The following is an 18,592-nucleotide window of genomic DNA, read 5'->3' on the forward strand; positions in this document are numbered from 1 at the left end:
TTCTCACCGCACAGTTCGCGATTCTGGTGAGCGAGTTCAAGGTCAAGCTCCCAGAGATCTGCGACCTGTCCCCGCGGCAGATGAAGGAGATCTACTTCCACGCGCGCGACAAGGACGGCACTATTCAGGTACCAGAGGGGTCGGCGGGAGTTCCCGCCGACCCGCGGGCGCGGTTACAGCAACTGCTCACGCTCGCGCCAGCGCTGGGGGTGAGTGCGGAACAGGTCGAGGAACTCAAGCGCCGCCTGGAGGCCCTGAACCGTGAAGCGCAGCAACAATGACCTCCTGGTGATGATCGTCCGGCAGCTGGGCACGCAGACGGGCATCCTGCGCACCCTCACCCCGCTCGTCGGACGCATCTCCGGGCAACTCAAGGACATGAAGGCGGGCGGGAACGGTGGGCCGCCCCGCCGCCCGCGCCGCCGGCCGACCGTCTTCGGTCAAATCGGCATGGCGATCGCGGGCGTCCGCAAGGCGCTCGGTGCTATCAGCATGGTGGTATCCACGGTCATCGGGGCGTTCAGTGCGATCCCGCTCGCGCTCCTGGCGATCGTGAAGACGTCGGCGGCGTTCGTTCGGGCGCTGAACCCGTACCTCGTGGAACAGTACGAGCGCGAGGTGAATAACCTGCGCGCCACCATCGGGTACGCGCTCGTCCCCATCATCAAGTACGCGACAAAAGCGGTGCGCGACTGGGCGGGCATCTTGCTCCCGTCCATCCAGGCCCTGCGGCCGATGGTCGAGGACATCGCGGCCGCGGTGGGCGGCGCGCTCCTCGGTGCGGTGCGGCTGCTGGCCCGCCTCATGGAAGGGTTCGCAAAGGTGCTCCAGCCGCTCGTCGGCACCATCGAATCGAACATGCAGAGCTGGGGCGCGCTCCTCGAGGTGATAGCGGCCGTGGTGGACGTGGTGACCCAGTTCGGCGGGGCCATCAAACTCTGGATCGACGGGTCGAAGAACTACGCGGAGAACCTGCGCCGGCTCGTCGTCGCGCTCGCCGTGGCCGCGACCCGCATCCTGAGTTTGTTCGGCGGGGCCGACGCGGTGAAGCGGTTCCGTGACTTACTGGCCGGCGCGATCGAGGCCCGTAAGAACCCGCCCCGGGGACTGCTGGCGGCCCCCACCGATGCGAGCGTGGGCTCGATCGAAGACATCGCCCGGAAGATGAGCGAGCGCGCTTACGTGGCCGCCAACGGGGGCGGGGACGTGAAGAAGAGCGAAACCGAGCTGCTCGAAGAGATTCTGAAGCAGGTGGACGAAAACAGCCAGGACCCGTGGAGGGGGCTCGTGAAGATCATCGCGGAAGGCGCGCGCGAGGGCGTCTGGGGAATGGCCCGCGAAGGGTTCGCGCAGAGCCCCGCGGGACAGACCCTCAACTTCGTGCGGTCCGAGTCGGGCGGGCTCTGGGACAAGGTCACGACCGGTGCGGGCGACATCTACCGCGAGGGCCGCGGGCGGTTCAACCGGTTCACACACGAAACCCTGGGCGGGTACTAATGGCAGCGCTGAAGTTCATCGAAATCACCGACCGGGACCAGGGCGGGATGCACACCAGCATCAGCCAGGAAGAGGGCCAGGCGGACGGCGCGTACCTGCTCGAAGGAGCGGACGACGCCACCCCGCCCGCCATCACCGCCGTGGCGCAGGCCTTTGATACGCTGCTGGGCGGCGTCACGAACCTGGAACCCAACGTGGTCAACGGCGGGGTGGCGAACGCGGGGAAGATCGCGCGCGTGTTGCCGCCCGTCCACCCGTTCCGGCCCGAGATGAGCGTCGCGGCCGTGAGCGACATGTTCGGTATCGGCCAGCACGTCAACGGCACGTCCGTGACCGTGTTCGGGCTCACGCCCATCACGACGCAGTTCCCGCACTACACCAAGTACGCCTACAAGGTGAAGTTCGCCAAGCGCCCGTACTTCCTGCTCCCGAACGAGAAGATCGGCACGTACAGCGGCACGTACTTCAAGCCCGACGGGACCAGTGTGAGTTACGTGTACGCGGACGAGTGGAGAAGGTTCACGAACACGACGTACACCCCCCTCCCGGACACCGTGTCGGCCACCGACCCCGCGGGCGCGATGAACTTTCGTACCGAGAGTGGTGCGGCGCCGAACGGACTCAACTTCAACGGCTCGCCGTACATGAGCCTGCAGAACGGCATCATCGAGACGTCGTGGTACCAGGTACCGGCCCGCTACGCAATGGACTTCACCATCGGCGGGACCACGTACAAGAGCTACATGAACCGGTTCGTGGGGACCGTGAACCAGAACGACATCACGATCGGGGGCCGGCTCTGCAAGGCGGGAAGCCTGCTGTTCCTCGGTGCGAGTCCGATACCGGGGCCGTACATGCCCGCGTCCCCGAAGATCCAGAAGTTGCTCGGCGCGCTCGCGGTCGGGCTGGACCAGAGCCTGATGGCAAACTTCAAATTGAGGTGGATCCACACCGGGCGCGAGGCGACGGACGTGCCCAACGCCGCGAACGCGCTGCTCACGAACAAGAACTGGATCGCGGCCGGCCACAACCTGCAGCCGAACTACGCCACGCGGAAGTTCGGTTACGTCGTCGGGCAGGGGCCGACAGATGACAAGAAGGCCCCGTGCTACGAGTCGTTCCCCCACGAACTGTTCTTCACCGATCCGCTCCTCGAGCAGCCCGCGGGACCGATCTAATGGAACCGGAACTCATTCGCGCCGAGATCACGGGCGTCAGCAGCGGCCTGTACTCGTGGGAGGAGCGCACCACGAACTACACGACCGGGGCCGACGTCGCGCCCGCGTCGGTGCGCAAGGGCACGACGTCCCTGAACCCGGCCGTGGAAATCAACGGGGCCACGGTGCCGACCGGGACTAAGGTCTGGTTGCGGAGGCGGGGCTACGTCGGCGGGCAGATGTACTATGAGTTCCAGTACGAACCGCCCGCCGGCTCGTCCGGCATCACGGGTAACTTCAGCCAGATCGGGACGAACTACACGATCCTGACCGACAACACCTGGGAGAACACGGGCATCACGCTGTCGCTGCCGGGGGCGGGCACGTACCTGATCCAGTTCAACAGCAATGTCTACCTGAACGTCTCGGCCATCACGACGCCATCTTCTAACGGCACCGCGATCCAGACCCGCTTCTATGATGTGACCGCGGGCACAGCAATCAATCAATCCGTCACGTTCGCGGGGCGAGTTGAAACGGTCAACCGGCCCATGCTGAACAATTTCTTGATGTCGTGCGTGTTCACCGCTAGCGGGGCGAAAACCTTGCGCGTCGAGGCGCTGCGGTACGGCGGCAATACTTGGGCCACGAGCATCATCAACAACGGGACCAATCTCGCTTCGATCGGGTACCTCAAACTGTGAGCATTGGGGCGCTCTGCACTAACCTCGCAAAACTCGGATCACTTTCCCATTCTTGAGGATCACGTTCATCGCGGTTGGCTCAGTCGCATCCTTCCACGCGGGGTCGGGCTTGAGCCATTTCTTCGCTTTGTACTGCCACTGTCGGCGGTCGCCGTATTGCGGGTCTTGGTGAACCGCATCGGGCTTGCCGATGAGTTCGGTGAGCTGGTCGTCCGTGAGCCCCATCAGCTTCTCGTTTGCGGTTCCCTCAGACCACGGCAGGTTCAGCCCGTTCGGAGGCTCGTGAGGCGCGTGCGCGAGACCCTTTGGCTCTTCAGTCGCTGCCCCTTCCGCACGAGCCGGAGCAGTCGCCACCTTCTCGGTGGTGACTCCGTTGTTGCACCCAGTCAACGAAACGACGAGCGCCAGACAGAGGAACGCACGCATGAGACAGCCCCAACGACGAAAAGCCCACAGGGTGACCCTGCAGGCATTATGCAAATCGCTGGGCGCTATCGCCACGTTGGAGAAATGTGAAGCCTAGTCGTCGCTCTGCTCGAGCTCGATCTCAATCCCTTCCGCACGAAAGAACTCACGGAGAGCGCGTTCAATGACCGCGGTCTTGGTGGGCTTCGCCTTGAACTGGTCGCGATATTTCCGCATCGCCGCACCCACATCCGCGGAAGGGCGGTAGCTGATCGGCTTCGCATCATCGTCAGCGCTGGCCGCATCTTTCTTTGTCGCCATGCCGAGCATTGTAAATCCCTTGCGCGTTTGGAACCACCTCAGTATTCCCCATGTCTCAGTACGTGTCAAGTGTAGTTGATTCGTGATTTCTGAAATATTCAGTTGACACGTATGACACGTATGGTAGGATGCCGGTGTGACGCAAACGAACCCCCAACGGAGAGCCGCGATGACCTGCACGACCAACGAGAACAAGGGTGTGATTCTGATGTGCCCGAAGTGCGAGTGCGTGTGCGTGGTGGAGTTCGACTTCGAGAACTTCATCTGCGACGAGTGCCAGGACGCGATGAACGCGGAGACCGCTGAGTAGTGGAAATGACGCGAGCCGGAGGTGGTTGCACCCATCTCCGGCTCACTCCCCAACCCCTGCAGACAAGGGACTGAGTAATGACCACTTTTACCGAATTGCTGGAACCGACCAAGAGCGAAAAGCACGGCTGCCTGATGTTCATGCCGGCGATCGCCGATTTCGGCATGAAGACCGGCACACTCATGATCTCCGGTAGCCGCAGCTACGCCGTCTATGACGTGGAAGAATTCCCAGCAGATCACGGCCGCGGGTTCATGCTGTTCAAGAAGACGCCAGGGACCGACATCACCGAAGACCGCTACGCCTGCTTCATCGGTAGCGACGACGTGGGCCGTTGCGAGTGCAAAGGGTTCACCCGCTACGGCTCCTGCAAGCACCTCCAGAGCCTGTTCACGCTCGTGCAGAACAACCAGATCTGATTCCCTCGGAATTCCGGTCGATTGAACCAACGTCGAATCGACGCGAATTCCCGTCGATTCGCCACCCATTAGACCGTCATTCGGCGTTCCAGAACTCATTAGATCCTTGGTCAGCGCGAATTCGCGCTGACCCTCATACACCTTTCCTCCTTCTGGGCTTTGTCATGGCTGACTGTCCCAAGGCCTCTCCCCGCAAGGTTTCGCGCCCGAAGCTGGATCCGTTTCACCGCCAGCAGCGCGATCAACATGCCCTCGTGCGATGGCTGCTCCGCACTCACTGCGAGATCAGCGACGTCATCAACGCCTTCCACCAGGGCGCCTTCAACTGCGCGCTGGCGGATCGCACCAAACAGGTTCGCGTCGAGCTCGAAAGCGCGCTGTCAAACCTCGAAGAAGCCTTATTTCTCATTCCCACTCCCTACCCGCCTGATTTCGTCACGGAGGCCCTCCGCGATGCCTAAGAGCAAACCGAGGCCCTGCAAGAGCGCACCCACGCGCCGCGACCGCCTGGTGCGCTGGGCCGAGACATTGGACGAGGTGCTTCGCATCGGGGACGTGATCCGCACCGCATACGCGGAGGGGATCGTGAGCGAAGAGGGTGCCTCCTGCGCGCTCCAGTGCCTCGACGAGGTGCGCCGCGCGCTGGTCGATAACCTGTTCCCGGACAGCGAAGACGACTTGTGAGCGGTCCCGCAACCGTGAACTTCTGGTTCATGCTTCAGGTGATACAAATGTATCACCTGTCAAATGCTTGACAGGTGGACACACTGTGTCCAGGTGTAACATTTGTTACACCTGAAGGCGGCCTCGCAACCGTACGGGAGATCCGTACGATTGGCCCACACTCAGGTGAGGCAAATGCCTCAGGTGGTAAACGCTTACCAGGTGCTTCATTTGAAGCACCTGAAGGCGGTCTCGCACTCGCGGCAGGTGAGGCATTTGCCTCACCTGGGACAAATGTCCCACCTGAAGCCCTCCCGTTAATTCCCGTTAACCCAACCCGACTCCCGTTTTGACCGTGTTTTCCTGCTTCAATAGTATTCGTTTGCGTCGGGCCATCGTGCGCTGTAAACACTACGTTTACAAGGCTCTTGGGGCACTTTTGGGCATTCTGTGACCTTCCTCTTAATCAGCGGGTCCTCGGTTCGAGCCCGAGAGGGGGCACTGGTTTAAACGCCTTATTTTCAAGCAAATCGGCTGTGCTCTGCAGAGTGTGGGGAAAGTCTCCGAACAACCGATTCCGTGGAATAACTCCACGGAATCGGTTGTTCGGAGACTTTCCGTGGCTCGCACTCGAAAACTCACACCCACCTAGTCTCATCACAAACAGTCCGGGCGCGGCCGCCTAACCTGGACCGATCCACTCGGGATCCGAAACGAGAAACTGCTTCCCGGCCCATTCGGATCGCCGGAATCACTCGCAGCTAAAGCTCGTCTCGAACTTGAACTCGCTTCGTCACCCACCGGCGCACTTGCGACGAACTATCCCATCAGCGTCGCTGAGGTTTTCTTGGCGTTTCAGGAACACGCCAAGAGACACTACCGCCGGGACGATGGCACGAACACGACCGAAGTGAACGAGTACCTAATCGTTGCAAATCACGTCTCCGAACAGTATGGCCTGACGCCTGCGATGAACTTCGGCCCGCTGTCCCTAAAAGCCGTTCGGCAGAAATTCATTGACGCGGGGTGGGGCCGCCGAACCATTAACCAGCGCACCGGACGTATCAAGCGCGTGTTCAAGTGGGCCGTGGGTGAGGAGTTGGTCCCGCCGAGCGTGTACCAATCACTGACGGCCGTGAATGGGTTGCAGCGAGGCCGAACCAGTGCGAAGGAACACGAACCGGTTGAGCCGGTGGACGACGCGACCGTAGACGCGACGCTCCCACACGTCAGTAGGCACATTCGCGGGATGATCGAGCTCCAGAGGCTCACGGTTTGTCGCCCGGGTGAGGTGGCTAGGATTCGCCGCGCCGACATCGACACGAGCAAGGCAGTCTGGTTGTATAAACCCGATGCGCACAAAACCGCATGGCGAGGGAAGACCCGGACCATTCCCATCGGGCCGAGGGCTCAGGAGTTGCTCCAAGGATTCTTCACCACCGACCCGAATGACTTCCTCTTCTCTCCTCGCCGAGCGATGGAAGAGTATCAGGCCGAGCGCAGCCGGAACCGGAAAACACCTCGGTGGCCAAGCCACATTACGCGCAACGGTGCTAAGCGGATTACTAAGCCGAAGCGAGCCCCGGCGGAATTCTATGACGGGACCAGCTTCGCTCACGCCGTCGCAAAAGCCTGCAAGCGGTTCGGAATCCCTCACTGGCACCCGAACCAGCTTCGACACACGGGCGCGACGAGAGTGCGGAAGGAGTTCGGGCTTGAGGCCGCGCAAGTGCTGCTCGGCCACTCGCGGGCCGACGTGACGCAAGTTTACGCGGAGCGAAACGAGACGCTAGCGGTATCAATCGCGACAAAAATCGGTTAAATGGCATTTTAAGCAACTCAGCACGAAGGCCCGTTGAGATAAATCTCAACGGGCCTTCGTGCTGAGCTAGAGGCGGCAACCTTTAAGTGGCCCACTGCCTTTCTAAAATATTTGGCTCATGAGGCGTCATGGCGTCAGAGGGTGGGGACCGGGTTGTGAGTCAAGCAGCTTTGGTTCTGCGCTGAAACAGGCAACTGGGTCTTGCGACAAGGCGCTCGTCGCACAGCGCGGCACGCACCACCAACACGCTTTCGTTACGCGCGGGTTCCAGAACATTTCGGTGCCCTTAACCCGGTAGTTGATCTCCTTGATCAACTACTCGACCCACGAACTAGTCACCGGTAGATCGCGTCTTGCGGTACTCCGGGTGCTTCATTCGATCAGCATTGTACCGCAATTACCCGCGCGCACGAGGCAGCGCCACATGCGGGTCGGTCGCCTCGGTGTCGGCCGGGATCGCGCCGATACGCTCCTGTTCGGCGTCCAGTTCCACAAGCCCCCCCGACACCCGGCCCCGCCAGCAACCACCGCGCGTACCGTCCCATTGCTCGCGCTCGCTCGCGGCGGCCGCTTGTCAAACGTAGCTCAATGCGTGGATGAAGTCTACCACCGCCACGTACTCTCCGAGCCAGCGTGCCCGGATCGACCAGTTGTGCGCCTGACCGTCACACACACAAATTTTAGGGGCCACACAGCGAATGGGGCCAATGGTGGGTTCGACAGCCGAGGTCGATGAAATGTTCACGAGCGTGTGGGGAAAAGAGCGCCTTCACTCGGTCCACGACGGCCCGCCCCAACAAGTGGCGCCAGCACGGCACGTTCGGTAATGATCGCATAGCCAGTGTTAAGCCAGGTCAGCGGTGAAGTCGTCTGGAGAGCAGGACGTTGAGCACACGGACCAGGAAAACGGACGTGGAAGCGCCCAGGCGCTGACCGCATTCGTGCGATTGCCCACACACGAGGGCGATGGCACGCACGGACGAATGGAACGGTACAACTGGTTGCCCGAGAACAATCGCGGACACGCGACGGCGCCCCGTAAATCCAACCAATGCCCCACTGTCTTTCCTGCGGAACCATAACCTCAAGCCCGACGCACACCGCATTGCGCTCCACTTCATCCCTGACGCCTCAAGACTACGCCATTTATCCCATTTGTCCGAGCTACTCGGGATCAGACGATTCGATGCCAGTGGGCAAAGGCGTCTAACACCGAGGGCATCCGGAGGATACCCGATGCCCTCGCATTGACCACGGTGTTTGCGGACCTTTCGCCCCCCCGAACCGAGACTGCGAATAAGTTGCACCCGCGGACGGACATCCTGGTGATCGCGACATGCGCGATGATCGCCGGTGCCGACGAGTGGGACGAGATCGCCGAGTGCGGGCGCACCAAGGAGCCGTCCTTCCGCTGGCTCCTGGCACTGCCCCACGGGTTCCGAGCCACGACACGTTCGAGCGTGTGTTCGTCAAGTTGAGCCCAATATTTTCAAGTTGGGCGATTTAGGAGTAGCGGACCGCATGGGTTTACCGGTCAATGGTGGTTACCGCGCCTCCATCGTCGGAGCCCCCATGCGGCCCATGAATCAGTCTATCCGAGCAACCTCGGGCCACGCCACCCGCCACTTGCGCCCGGTCCTCACCGACTGGCTCGGTCGCGCGGTTCCGTTGCCCAAGCGGCGCCGCACCTGCACCCCCGAGGTGGTGTGGCGAGTGGTGCTGTTCGCGGCCGCGTTCGCCCGGTCGGTGGCCGCCGCGTGTACCGCCATCGCGTCGGCCCCATCCGGGCAGGCCATCTGGGATTGCTTGTACCTCACGCTCCCAAAGCGGCGCCGTACTCTCGAGCGCTGGCTCCAACCGGCACTTCATGCCCCGCTCGGGAAACGGGAACGGGCCGCCCGAGTCCCGATCGATTAGCGCCACCCCCATGTTCCCGAATCGCGTTCCTGTGCCACTACTTCAGTACCGGCCTTGGGCCGCTCGCGGACGGCACGTTCGATCACGCCGTGTCGGGCGTGTCGATCTCTTACGCCAAGTCCCGGAACCCGATCACCGGGGACAGGACCAGAGACGCATACGACCAGCTCTTGAGCGAGATGGCCCGTGTCCTGCGCCCGGGCGGGCGGTTCGTGTTTTCGGTCAACGTGCCGGACCCGTCCTGGAGCCGCATCGCACGGCTCTCCCTGGGAGCGGCCCTCCGCACCGAGCGCCCGCTCCGGTACCTGAAACGCGCGGCCACAACCGCCATGAGGATCAGAGAGGCCACGTTCACCCCTCGAGGAATGCCCCCTCGCGATCGATTTGCTGAGGGGACAAGGAACGAAAATCGTCGCGCTTGCTCCTGTGGGCGGGAATCCCCCGCACTATCGGGGGATTCCCGCCCACAGAGGAGACAGCGAACCGGGAACTGTGTAAAGTTCCACAATTTCTTTCAGTCATAAACGGCTGGTTTTTCAGACATTTCGTCGAAATGCGCGCCCACTTCTCGCCGGACCATGATCTCGGCTCCCGGTTTGCCAAAGGGTCGAACGGGCCGGCCGGGCGCTCGCGACCGCTCTGCCGGCACCCGATCCGACACAAATAGTCGCGCGAACGGGAGAGACACATGCGATTCGCACCCGGCCGGTTAATGGGACCGGCGCTGTTTCTGACCGCGAGTTTACTGGTGGTCGCCGCGGGCGGGGCCGTCGGGCAGCCCGGCGGGGACAAGGAGCCGGGCAAGGAGAAGAAGGACAAGGGCAAGGGGCCGAAGGGCGGTCCCGAAAAGGGCGCGAAAGAGCTCCGCAAGGCGTTCGACGGTATCACCGACGTCGCCCAGAACGCGCCCGCGGGCCAAGAAGCGGCGCGCCTGCTCGACCACGCGAAGAGCTTCTACCGCGCGGCGCTCCGGGCGCACCCGGACGAGCCGCGCCGGTTCCGGGAACTGGCCCTCGCCGCCACCGACGCGGCGCGCGGGCTCGAGCACCAGCACCGGGCCGCGTACCAGCCGGTCGCGAACTTACCGGAACCGCCGTTGGATCTGGACGGACCGCCCGCGCCGAAGGACGGCCCGAAGGGGAAAGGTGTCCCTCCGGCGCCGAAGGACGGCCCGCGGGGGCGCGAGCCGCGTGACGCGGCGGGCGAGCGCGGCCCGTGGTCGCCGGCACTCGACGCGCTGAGCGACGTCCACGACCAACTCGCGACCGCCGCGCCCCCGGCCAAGGGCGCGGGCCGGGACTTCTTCGAGGGCGCGAAGGGCGCTTACCGCAAGGCCCGCGCCGCTTACGAGGCCGGGGACTATCGCAAGGCGGCCGAACTCGCTCGCGCGGCCGACGCCTGGCTCCGGGTCAACGAGCACCTCGAACGGGCCGAGTGGGACGGGGCCGCGAACCCGCCGCCCGCGCCCGAGCCGAAGGGCAAGGGGGCGCCGCCCCTGCCCCCGGCCGTGAAGTGACGCCGCACCGGTAACCCCACACCCGGTCCGACCGGCCCGCCCGCCGGTCGGTTCCTCGACACGGAGCACTTCCCGTGAGTACCCCACTCGCGATCCCCGATGCGCCCCCGACCGCGCCCGCCGAAGCGCTCGCGACCCGGGAGCGCGTCGGGCTGAACGCGGCGAACTTTTTCCTGGCCGAACTGACCGGCGTCGTGATGCCGTTCCTGGCGAAGCTGCTCGCGGAGCGCGGGTGGCGCGACGACGCGATCCAGTTCGCCGCGGCCGCCTGCGGTCTGGGCGTCCTTCTCGCCCAGACCCCGGCCGGGATCGTCACGGACCGCGTGCGCCATCACCGACTGTTGCTCGCCGCGGCGTCGCTCGCGGTCGGGCTGTGTTTCGGCGCGCTCCCGCTCGTGCCCGCGACCGGGTGGGCGGTCGGCCCGCTCGTGTTCCTGGGCGGCGCGACCCAGGCGTTCTTCGTGCCCCTCTTGGGCGCCCTGGCGCTGGGGCTCGCGGGGCACGCGGCGCTGCACAAGGTGATGGGCGAGAACCAGGGCTACAACCACGCGGGTAACATCGCCGCCGCACTCACCGCGATGGCGGCCGCCGCGTGGCTCGGGCCGGCCGCGGTGTTCTACACGGTGGCGGTCGTCTCCGTGCTGGCGGCCGCGAGCGCGTTCCTGATCCGGGGGCTCGATTTGAAGGAGCGGAACCCGACCGGTGCGCGGCCCGGTCCCGGACCGGGCGCCCTGTTCCGCGACCGGCGGGTGGTCGTGCTGTTCGCGGCGGTGGCGCTGTTCCACCTCGCGAACGCGCCGGTCATGCCGCTCGTGGGCCAGTACATCGCCCGGCTCGGCGGGAGCGACACACAGGTCGCGGCCGTGGTCCTGGTCGCGCAGGTGGTGATGGTGCCGGTCGCGTTCGCGGCCGGGGGCCTGTGCCACCGGTGGGGCCGCAAGGCGGTGCTCGCGGTCGGGTTCGTCGCCCTGCCGGTGCGCATCCTGTTGTACTCGTTCACGTCCGACCCGTGGGTCCTGGTCGCGCTCCAGGTGTTCGACGGGATCGGGGCGGGCATCTACGGCGTGGTCGCGACCGTGGTGTGTGCCGACCTGACCCGCACCCGGGGCGGGTTCAACGCGCTCCAGGGCGTACTCGCGACGGCGCTGGCGGTGGGCGGGGTTTTGGGGCCGCTCGTGGCCGGGCCGCTCGTGCAGCACCTGGGGTTCGCGCCCGCGTTTCGGGCGTTCGCCCTCGTCGCCGCGGTGGGGGCCGGGGTGTTTCTCGCTCTTATGCCCGAAACGAAGGAGGACGTGTCGTGACTCGTGCCGTGATCGCACCGCCGCCGACTTCACCTTCCGCGCCGCGGACCCGTGTGGCGCTGCACGGGGCGTACTTCCTGGGGATGGCGGGGATCGGGTTCTGTCTGCCGTACCTGCCATTGTACTTGAAAGAGGAGAAGGGGTTCTCCGACCGGGGCATCGCGCTCGTGTGGGTGCTCGCCGCCGTCGCCGGGCTGGTGCAGTTCCCGGTCGGGGTGTGGTCCGATCGCGCGGGCGTGCGCAAGCCGTTCCTGGTGACCGGGCTCGCGGCCCTGGCGCTCGCGACCGCGCTGCTGCCCCTGGCCGACCCCGCGGGCGCGTGGGGCGCCGTGCTGGTCGGGGCACTCGTCGTGCTGTTCGCGGAGAACGGGCCGTGCCGCGCGACGGTCGAGAGCATGGCCGGTGCGGAGGCCACGCGCCTCGCGCCCCCGGGCGGGGTCGGTGCGGCACTGGGGGCCCTGCGGTTCTGGCGCCCGGTCGCGATCGTGCTGACCGCACTGGTGGGCGGGGCCGTGGCCGAGGAGCGCGGGGTCGGGTGGCTCCTCGGCCCGCTCGCGGTGGTGCAGGGGCTGGCGGTCGGCGCCGCGCTCCTCATCCGCGAGCGCGGCCCGAACCTGTCGCTCGGCCCGGGCGCCGGTGGGGCCCGCACCGGGACGGGCGGTACCTGAGGGATCCGGGTTTGTGGGCGCTCGTCGCGGCAATGGTTCTGTTCCACGTCGCCAACGCCCCGCCCGGTGCGTACCTCGGGCTGTTCCTCAAGAACGACCTCGGGGCCCCGGCCCGTGACCTGTCTTACGCGTTCGTCGTGAGCATGGTGGCGTGGACCGCGTGCGTGCGCCCGGTCGGGTGGCTGTCCGACCGGCTCGGGCGCAAGCCCCTGCTGGTCGCCGGGTGGGCGGCGATGACGGCCCGGCTCGGGCTCCTGGCACTGGCCCGTGAGGGCTGGCAGGTGCTGCTCGTCCAGGTGCTCGACGGCCTGGCCCAGGGCCTGTTCGCGGTGGCCGCGGCCGCGTGGGTGACGGACCGGCTCGGCGGGGCGCGCCGGGCGGGCGCGGCCCAGGTGCTGATGGGGAGCGCGCTCGTGCTCGGGTCCGCGATCGGGCCGGCACTCGCCGGGCTGGTGGTCGCGGACCTCGGCTACCGGAGTGTGTTTGGCCTCCTCGCGGGCGTGGGCACCGTTGCGACACTCGTCGTGATCTGCGCCGTGCCCGGGGACCGAGCCCCGTCGCCAGCCGAGGAGGATACACGTGGCTCCTGACGCCCCCGTAACCGTTTTGATCCCCGGCGACCTGCACCTCACGACCCCGGGGCAACCGAACCGTGCCGCCGCGCTTCGTGCCATTGATGACGCGAACGAGTTGATCCGCCCCGATTTCGTTCAGTTCATCGGCGACAACGTGCAGGACGGGTCCGATGAGCAGTTCGCCCTTTTCGGTGCCCTGTGCGCGCGATTACGTATGCCCTGGTTCGCGCTCGTTGGCGATCACGACGCACAAGGGGATCCGACGGCGCGCCGGTTCCGGGACCGGGTGGGAGATCCGTGCGGGGCGGTCACGGTCCGCGGGTTCCGGTTCCTGCGCTTGAACACTCAAGAGGCGCGGCCGGTCGGACTGTCTCCCGACCAGGTCGCGTGGTTCCGGTCGGAGGTCGATGCCGCGCTCGCGGCGGGCGAGCGCGTGGTGGTGTTCCAGCACAACTACCCGTACCAGATCTGGGAAGATTTTGCCGGCCCCGGTACCGACGCCTGGCGCGAGATCGTGCAGACGCGCCGGGTCTACGCCCTCGTGTGCGGCCACACGCACTACTGGCAGCTCGCCAACGACGGGCGCAACGTGCTCGCCGCGGTGCGCTCGATCGGCGACCCGGAGGGCGGGGCACCCGGGTACGCGGTCGCGGTCTTCCACGGCGAAGATTTTGCCATCACGTACCGCCCGGTCACGGAGCGCGGGCCGCTGGTCCTCGTCACCCACCCGCGCGAGGTGCTGCTCGCGACCGGGCCGGAACACGTCGTGACCGGGGCCGACGAGGTCCGGGTGCGGGTCTGGTCGGGAGCGCCGGTCGGTGCGGTCGAGTTGAGCCTGAACGGTGGCACGCAGGTGCCAATGGACCCGTGCGGGGACGGGTTCTGGCGGGCGCCCCTATCCGGGGAGCGTCTCGCGAAGGGTACCCACCGGCTCGCGGTGCGGATCGAGGACGCGACCGGCGCCGCGGGTGGGCACGAGATCGAGTTCGCGGTCGATCCCACCGGGCGCTACACCGCCGTACCGATGGTCCGACCCCTGGTAACGTCAACGACTTTCTGCTGAACGGGAGAACTCGTGTCGGGAACAACTGCCCTTTGGCTGACGCTGTTCTGGTTCGTGCTGACCTACCTGGGATTAGCCCTGGGCCGGCTCCCGGGGCTGCGCACCGACCGGGCCGGGGTGTCGCTGGTCGGTGCCGCCGGTGTTCTGGCGTGCGGCCTCTTGTCGTTCGAGGACGCGGTCAAGGCGGTCGATTTCGCGACGATCGCGCTGCTCCTGGGGATGATGGTGGTCGTCGCGTTCCTGCGGAGGGCCGGTTTCTTCGCCCGGCTCGCTGGACTCGCGCTGGGGCGCGTGAAGTCGCCGAGTGGGTTGCTCGCGGTCACGATGCTCCTGTCCGGTACCCTCTCGGCGATTCTGGTCAATGATGTGGTGTGTCTGGCGCTAACGCCACTGGTACTGCACCTCACGCGGCGCCTGGGACTGGACCCGCGCCCGCACCTGGTCGGGCTCGCGGTGGCGAGTAACCTCGGCTCGGCAGCGACCCTCACCGGGAACCCGCAGAACATGATTATCGGGGGGCTGTCGGGCATCTCATACCTGCGCTTCGCCGCCAAACTCGCTCCTCCGGCCCTCATTGGTCTGGCGATTGGCTACGTCGTCACGCTGGTCGCCTACCGAAAGGTTCTCAGGAAAGGTGCGTCGCCGGAAGCGGAGCCGAACGGCAACGGTGACCGCGTGCCCAACGGGAAGCGGCACACCGCGCTGCTCGCGAAGAGCTTGCTCGTCACGATCGCGGCGGTCGGGCTGTTCTTCGCCGGGCTACCGATGGCCGTTGTCGCGCTCGGGGCCGCGGCCGTGCTGCTCCTCGATCGCGTGAACCCCGCGAAGGTGTACGCACACATCGACTGGAGCCTGCTCCTCATGTTCGCGGGGCTGTTCGTTGTGGTGCGGGCCTTCGAGGTCCACGTGCTCGCGGTAAGTGGAGTGGACGAGTGGGCGGGCCGAGCCGACCCGGTGTGGGCGCTCTCCGGGCTCTCGGCGGTGCTGTCGAACGTGGTCTCGAACGTCCCGGCCGTACTCCTGTTCAAGCCGGTCGTAGGGGCCATGCCGGACGCGGCGCGCGAGACCGCGTGGCTGGCTCTGGCTCTGTCCAGCACGTTCGCGGGGAACCTGACGGTGCTGGGCTCGGTGGCGAACCTGATTGTGGTCGAACAGGCGCGGAAGGAGGGCGTTACGATCGGGTTCTGGGACTACTGTCGGGTCGGCGTCCCGGTCACGCTGATTACGCTCGTGGTCGGGGCCGCGTGGCTCGCCCTCGTCCGGTATTAAAGAACGGGCTACTCTGAAATGAACGCGGGGGATCACGTTCGGTTCTGGGAACCCTGTACGAGGGCACAATGAGTTGGGCGCGGGTCACCGTGGTGGTCCTGGTGTTCGTGGTGTCGCTCGCGGCGCTCGCGGCCAGTAGCGCACTGGCGCTCTGGAGAGGCGCCGACGAGCTCGCGGCCCGCGACCAGCTCCGGGCCGCGGCCGCCGAACTGGGGTCCGCGGCCCGCGGACCCGTACACGAGTTGCCACCGGACGACGCGGGCGGAGTGGTACCGGAACCGGACAACCGCCGGCTCACCGAACTCGCGCGGCGGGTGCTGGCGAACTACCCCGGTACGGAGGGCGGGTTCTACTTCGTGCGCTCGGACCAGTTCGCCGGGACCGCGGTGAATGCGGCGGGACCGGAGCCGTCCGCGAGTAAGACCCACGAGCCGAAGGCGGATCAGAAGAAGGGTGGCAAGAAAGACGGTGACAAGAAGGTGGGCGCACCGCCGCCCGCGCCGAGCGCCCCCGTCCGGCGCGAGCCCCCGCCCCTGGAAGCGCCGTCGATCCGGCAACAGTGCCGCGAGGCCGTGGGGGCCGAACCCGGGTGGCCGCCGGTCGTGGAGGTCCGGGACGTGGGGCCGAGTCGGGTCGCGGTCGCGGCGCTGGCCGTGGGCGACGAGCGCCCGGCCCGGGCGGCGGTGTGGGTCATGGTCCGGCTGACCGGCCCCGAGCAGCAGAAGGCCCGCCTCACCCGGCTCCAGGTGGCGACGGGGCTCTCGCTCGGGGGCGTGGTTCTGGCCCTGGGGCTGATCGGCGCGCTCGCCGCGTCGCTCCGGCGCGAGGCCCGGCGCCGGGCGGCCCTCGGGGACGAGCTGCGCAAGGCCGAGCACCTCGCGGTCCTGGGCCGGTTACTCGCGGGGGTGGCCCACGAGGTGCGCAACCCGCTGGCCGCGATCCGCTCGACCGTACAGCTCTGGGAGCGGCTCCCGGCCCAGGCCCGCACGCCGGAGTCGCTCGCGGCCGTCGTCGGCTCCGTCGATCGGTTGAACGAGCTGGTCGGCCGGTTGCTCCTGTTCGCCCGGGCCGGGCACGAGGGGTACCGGTCCGTGGACGTCAACGCGGTGACCGCCGAGGTGCTCGAACTGGTCCGCGCGAGCGCGGACGCCCAGGGAGTGGCGCTCGAGGCCGATCTCGCGCCGGACCTGCCCCCGGTGCCCGGCGCGGCGCAGGCGATCGGCCAAGTGGTCCTGAATCTCGTCACCAACGCGCTCCAGGCCATGCCGGGGGGCGGGCGGCTGACGTGCCGCACGCGCGTGGCCGCGGGGCGCGTGGAACTGGCCGTGAGCGACACCGGGTCGGGCGTCGCGCCGGACGCCCGGGACCGCGTCTTCGAGCCGTTCTTCACCACCCGTTCGGGCGGCACCGGTTTGGGCCTCGCCTTATGTCGCGAGGTCGCCCGGCAGCACGGGGGCGACGTGACGCTCTCTACCGACGGCCCCGGAGCGACCTTTCGCTTCACGCTTCCCGTGACCGTGGGAGGGCACCCCGCGTGACCACCAAGTACCCGAACGGGCCGACGATCCTGGTCGCCGACGACGACCCCGCGACCCGCGCGAACCTCGCGCTGCTGCTCCGCTCGGAGGGGTACCGGGTGACCGAAGCGGCCGACGGGGACGCGGCGGACCGGGCCCTGGGCGACCCGTCCGTTGCCGCCGCGCTGCTCGACATCAAGATGCCCGGGCGCGACGGGCTCGCGGTCCTGCGGGCGCACGCGGACCGGTTGGAGGAGGTGCCGGTGGTGGTGGTCACGGCCTACGGGGGGAGTTCGGCCGCGATCGAGGCCATGAGGCTCGGGGCCTACGACTACCTCACCAAGCCGTTCGACCTGGACGAGGTTCTGTTGACCATCCGCCGGGCACTCACACAACGCGCCCTCGTGGCTCAGGTGCAGGCGCTGTCCGCCGACCCGCTCGCCGACGACCCGGACCCGGAGCGGGACGAACTGGTCGGGCGGTCGCCCGCGATGGTCGCGGTGTTCAAGGCGATCGGGCTGGTGGCCCCGGCCGACGAGCCCGTACTGGTCCTGGGCGAATCGGGCACCGGGAAGGAACTGGTCGCCAACGCGATCCACCGGAACTCGCCCCGGGCCGCGCGCCCGCTGGTCAAGGTGAACTGCGCGGCCCTGAGCCCGACGCTGCTGGAGAGCGAGCTGTTCGGACACGAGAAAGGCGCGTTCACCGGCGCGGTGGCCCGGCGCCGGGGCCGGTTCGAGCAGGCGCACGGGGGCACGCTGTTCCTCGACGAGGTCGGCGAACTCGGGCTCGAGTTGCAGGCGAAGTTGCTCCGCGTGCTCCAGAGCGGCACGTTCGAGCGCGTGGGGGGCGAGGAGACGCTGACCGCGGACGCGCGCGTCGTGGCCGCGACCAACCGCGACCTCAGGGCCCGGGTCGCGGCCGGCGAGTTCCGCGAGGACCTCTATTACCGGCTCGACGTGGTCGCCGTCACACTTCCGCCCTTGCGCTCCCGCAAGGACGACGTCCCGCTGTTGGCCGAATACGTCGTGAAGCAGCTCGCGCGGAAGCACGGTTGGCCGGGGCTCGCACTGTCACCGGAGGCGGTGGTCGCGCTGGGCCGGCGCGAGTGGCCGGGGAACGTCCGCGAGTTGCGGAACGCCCTGGCCCGGGCCGCGATTTTGGCCCGGGGGCGGGTCGTGCGCGCGGAACACCTCGCCGGCGACGATACCGCGGTCGTGCCGGTTCCCCCGGTCGTTGTTCCGCCCGGGGCCGGCGCGCTCGACCTGCGTGCGGCCGTGGCCGCGGCCGAGCGACGGGTGATCCAGCAGGCCCTGGAGCAGGCCGGCGGGAACCGCACCCGTGCGGCCGAGTTACTGGGCATCAGCCGCCGGCAACTGTTCGACAAGGTTCGTGCTTACGGCCTCGACGGATGATCGTGGGCGCTTGTGCCGCGCGCTCTCACCGTTTTCTCACTAGCATCTGCCGG

At 67.0% G+C, this 18,592-nt stretch carries 22 protein-coding genes; 20 read left to right on the forward strand and 2 right to left on the reverse strand.

What is annotated here, in order from left to right:
* Positions 1 to 26 precede the first annotated feature (26 nt).
* Genes VT84_RS22765 through VT84_RS22780 form a run of 4 tightly spaced genes read left to right on the forward strand, consistent with a single transcriptional unit; the run spans position 27 to position 3,358 of the window.
* The gene (locus VT84_RS22765; RefSeq protein WP_082841100.1) at positions 27 to 281 is read left to right on the forward strand and encodes a hypothetical protein; all 255 of its coding nucleotides are present in this window, start codon (positions 27 to 29) and stop codon (positions 279 to 281) included.
* Positions 262 to 1,497 carry a hypothetical protein gene (locus VT84_RS22770; RefSeq protein WP_082841101.1) on the forward strand — a complete coding sequence of 412 codons (1,236 nt, stop codon included), beginning with the start codon at positions 262 to 264 and terminating at the stop codon, positions 1,495 to 1,497. Before VT84_RS22765 ends, VT84_RS22770 begins: the two co-directional genes overlap by 20 nt.
* Positions 1,497 to 2,675 (forward strand): hypothetical protein, encoded by a 1,179-nt coding sequence (locus VT84_RS22775; RefSeq protein WP_082841102.1) that lies wholly within the window; start codon positions 1,497 to 1,499, stop codon positions 2,673 to 2,675. The genes VT84_RS22770 and VT84_RS22775 overlap by 1 nt, the downstream gene beginning before the upstream one ends.
* On the forward strand, positions 2,675 to 3,358 hold the full coding sequence (locus tag VT84_RS22780) for a hypothetical protein (RefSeq protein WP_082841103.1): 684 nt from the start codon (positions 2,675 to 2,677) through the stop codon (positions 3,356 to 3,358). Before VT84_RS22775 ends, VT84_RS22780 begins: the two co-directional genes overlap by 1 nt.
* An 18-nt stretch (positions 3,359 to 3,376) precedes the next feature.
* Here VT84_RS22780 and VT84_RS22785 read toward each other — a convergent pair whose 3' ends face one another.
* Positions 3,377 to 3,784: a hypothetical protein gene (locus VT84_RS22785; protein ID WP_082841104.1), complete on the reverse strand. Its 408-nt coding sequence runs from the start codon at positions 3,782 to 3,784 to the stop codon at positions 3,377 to 3,379.
* Positions 3,785 to 3,877: 93 nt separating this feature from the next.
* Positions 3,878 to 4,093: a hypothetical protein gene (locus VT84_RS22790; RefSeq protein ID WP_082841105.1), complete on the reverse strand. Its 216-nt coding sequence runs from the start codon at positions 4,091 to 4,093 to the stop codon at positions 3,878 to 3,880.
* A 160-nt stretch (positions 4,094 to 4,253) separates the two neighbouring features.
* Between VT84_RS22790 and VT84_RS38785 the strand changes: the two genes are divergently transcribed.
* From VT84_RS38785 to VT84_RS22855, 16 genes are all read left to right on the forward strand, one after another.
* A complete protein-coding gene (locus VT84_RS38785; RefSeq protein ID WP_157469732.1) occupies positions 4,254 to 4,394 on the forward strand; it encodes a hypothetical protein in 141 nt (46 codons plus the stop codon).
* Positions 4,395 to 4,471: 77 nt separating this feature from the next.
* On the forward strand, positions 4,472 to 4,813 hold the full coding sequence (locus VT84_RS22795; protein ID WP_082841106.1) for a hypothetical protein: 342 nt from the start codon (positions 4,472 to 4,474) through the stop codon (positions 4,811 to 4,813).
* A gap of 164 nt (positions 4,814 to 4,977) precedes the next feature.
* A complete protein-coding gene (locus tag VT84_RS22800; protein ID WP_082841107.1) occupies positions 4,978 to 5,274 on the forward strand; it encodes a hypothetical protein in 297 nt (98 codons plus the stop codon).
* Positions 5,267 to 5,497: a hypothetical protein gene (locus VT84_RS22805; protein WP_082841108.1), complete on the forward strand. Its 231-nt coding sequence runs from the start codon at positions 5,267 to 5,269 to the stop codon at positions 5,495 to 5,497. The genes VT84_RS22800 and VT84_RS22805 overlap by 8 nt, the downstream gene beginning before the upstream one ends.
* Before the next feature lie 826 nt (positions 5,498 to 6,323).
* Positions 6,324 to 7,298, forward strand: coding sequence for a tyrosine-type recombinase/integrase (locus tag VT84_RS22810; protein ID WP_082841109.1), 975 nt, complete (start codon positions 6,324 to 6,326; stop codon positions 7,296 to 7,298).
* A 1,301-nt stretch (positions 7,299 to 8,599) separates the two neighbouring features.
* Positions 8,600 to 8,776 carry a transposase family protein gene (locus tag VT84_RS22815; protein WP_239465445.1) on the forward strand — a complete coding sequence of 59 codons (177 nt, stop codon included), beginning with the start codon at positions 8,600 to 8,602 and terminating at the stop codon, positions 8,774 to 8,776.
* Between the two features lie 103 nt (positions 8,777 to 8,879).
* The gene (locus VT84_RS38790; protein WP_239465446.1) at positions 8,880 to 9,215 is read left to right on the forward strand and encodes a hypothetical protein; all 336 of its coding nucleotides are present in this window, start codon (positions 8,880 to 8,882) and stop codon (positions 9,213 to 9,215) included.
* A 98-nt stretch (positions 9,216 to 9,313) separates the two neighbouring features.
* A complete protein-coding gene (locus VT84_RS42380) occupies positions 9,314 to 9,739 on the forward strand; it encodes a hypothetical protein (protein WP_410000366.1) in 426 nt (141 codons plus the stop codon).
* Positions 9,740 to 9,903: 164 nt separating this feature from the next.
* Positions 9,904 to 10,731, forward strand: coding sequence for a hypothetical protein (locus tag VT84_RS22825; RefSeq protein ID WP_082841112.1), 828 nt, complete (start codon positions 9,904 to 9,906; stop codon positions 10,729 to 10,731).
* A gap of 74 nt (positions 10,732 to 10,805) precedes the next feature.
* The gene (locus tag VT84_RS22830; protein ID WP_082841113.1) at positions 10,806 to 12,032 is read left to right on the forward strand and encodes an MFS transporter; all 1,227 of its coding nucleotides are present in this window, start codon (positions 10,806 to 10,808) and stop codon (positions 12,030 to 12,032) included.
* On the forward strand, positions 12,029 to 12,700 hold the full coding sequence (locus tag VT84_RS40225) for an MFS transporter (protein WP_204249626.1): 672 nt from the start codon (positions 12,029 to 12,031) through the stop codon (positions 12,698 to 12,700). The genes VT84_RS22830 and VT84_RS40225 overlap by 4 nt, the downstream gene beginning before the upstream one ends.
* Before the next feature lie 11 nt (positions 12,701 to 12,711).
* Positions 12,712 to 13,290, forward strand: coding sequence for an MFS transporter (locus VT84_RS40230; protein ID WP_204249627.1), 579 nt, complete (start codon positions 12,712 to 12,714; stop codon positions 13,288 to 13,290).
* On the forward strand, positions 13,280 to 14,338 hold the full coding sequence (locus tag VT84_RS22840; RefSeq protein WP_157469736.1) for a metallophosphoesterase: 1,059 nt from the start codon (positions 13,280 to 13,282) through the stop codon (positions 14,336 to 14,338). Before VT84_RS40230 ends, VT84_RS22840 begins: the two co-directional genes overlap by 11 nt.
* Positions 14,339 to 14,350: 12 nt before the next feature.
* Positions 14,351 to 15,607, forward strand: coding sequence for an anion transporter (locus tag VT84_RS22845; protein ID WP_082841115.1), 1,257 nt, complete (start codon positions 14,351 to 14,353; stop codon positions 15,605 to 15,607).
* Between the two features lie 68 nt (positions 15,608 to 15,675).
* Positions 15,676 to 17,145 (forward strand): two-component system sensor histidine kinase NtrB, encoded by a 1,470-nt coding sequence (locus VT84_RS22850; RefSeq protein WP_082841116.1) that lies wholly within the window; start codon positions 15,676 to 15,678, stop codon positions 17,143 to 17,145.
* Positions 17,142 to 18,539, forward strand: coding sequence for a sigma-54-dependent transcriptional regulator (locus VT84_RS22855; protein WP_239465448.1), 1,398 nt, complete (start codon positions 17,142 to 17,144; stop codon positions 18,537 to 18,539). The genes VT84_RS22850 and VT84_RS22855 overlap by 4 nt, the downstream gene beginning before the upstream one ends.
* Positions 18,540 to 18,592 lie beyond the last annotated feature (53 nt).

The sequence above is a fragment of the Gemmata sp. SH-PL17 genome, assembly GCF_001610855.1.
GTDB classification, from domain to species: Bacteria; Planctomycetota; Planctomycetia; order Gemmatales; family Gemmataceae; genus Gemmata; species Gemmata massiliana.

What these genes read in the sequence shown, in the direction of transcription:
- VT84_RS22775 (WP_082841102.1), top strand. Translation starts at nt 1,497, where the DNA reads ATGGCAGCGCTGAAGTTCATCGAAATCACCGACCGGGACCAGGGCGGG.
- VT84_RS38785 (WP_157469732.1), top strand. Translation starts at nt 4,254, where the DNA reads ATGACCTGCACGACCAACGAGAACAAGGGTGTGATTCTGATGTGCCCG.
- VT84_RS38790 (WP_239465446.1), top strand. Translation starts at nt 8,880, where the DNA reads ATGAATCAGTCTATCCGAGCAACCTCGGGCCACGCCACCCGCCACTTG.
- VT84_RS22795 (WP_082841106.1), top strand. Translation starts at nt 4,472, where the DNA reads ATGACCACTTTTACCGAATTGCTGGAACCGACCAAGAGCGAAAAGCAC.
- VT84_RS22780 (WP_082841103.1), top strand. Translation starts at nt 2,675, where the DNA reads ATGGAACCGGAACTCATTCGCGCCGAGATCACGGGCGTCAGCAGCGGC.
- VT84_RS22805 (WP_082841108.1), top strand. Translation starts at nt 5,267, where the DNA reads ATGCCTAAGAGCAAACCGAGGCCCTGCAAGAGCGCACCCACGCGCCGC.
- VT84_RS22785 (WP_082841104.1), bottom strand. Translation starts at nt 3,784, where the DNA reads ATGCGTGCGTTCCTCTGTCTGGCGCTCGTCGTTTCGTTGACTGGGTGC.
- VT84_RS22850 (WP_082841116.1), top strand. Translation starts at nt 15,676, where the DNA reads ATGAGTTGGGCGCGGGTCACCGTGGTGGTCCTGGTGTTCGTGGTGTCG.
- VT84_RS22790 (WP_082841105.1), bottom strand. Translation starts at nt 4,093, where the DNA reads ATGCTCGGCATGGCGACAAAGAAAGATGCGGCCAGCGCTGACGATGAT.
- VT84_RS22800 (WP_082841107.1), top strand. Translation starts at nt 4,978, where the DNA reads ATGGCTGACTGTCCCAAGGCCTCTCCCCGCAAGGTTTCGCGCCCGAAG.
- VT84_RS22825 (WP_082841112.1), top strand. Translation starts at nt 9,904, where the DNA reads ATGCGATTCGCACCCGGCCGGTTAATGGGACCGGCGCTGTTTCTGACC.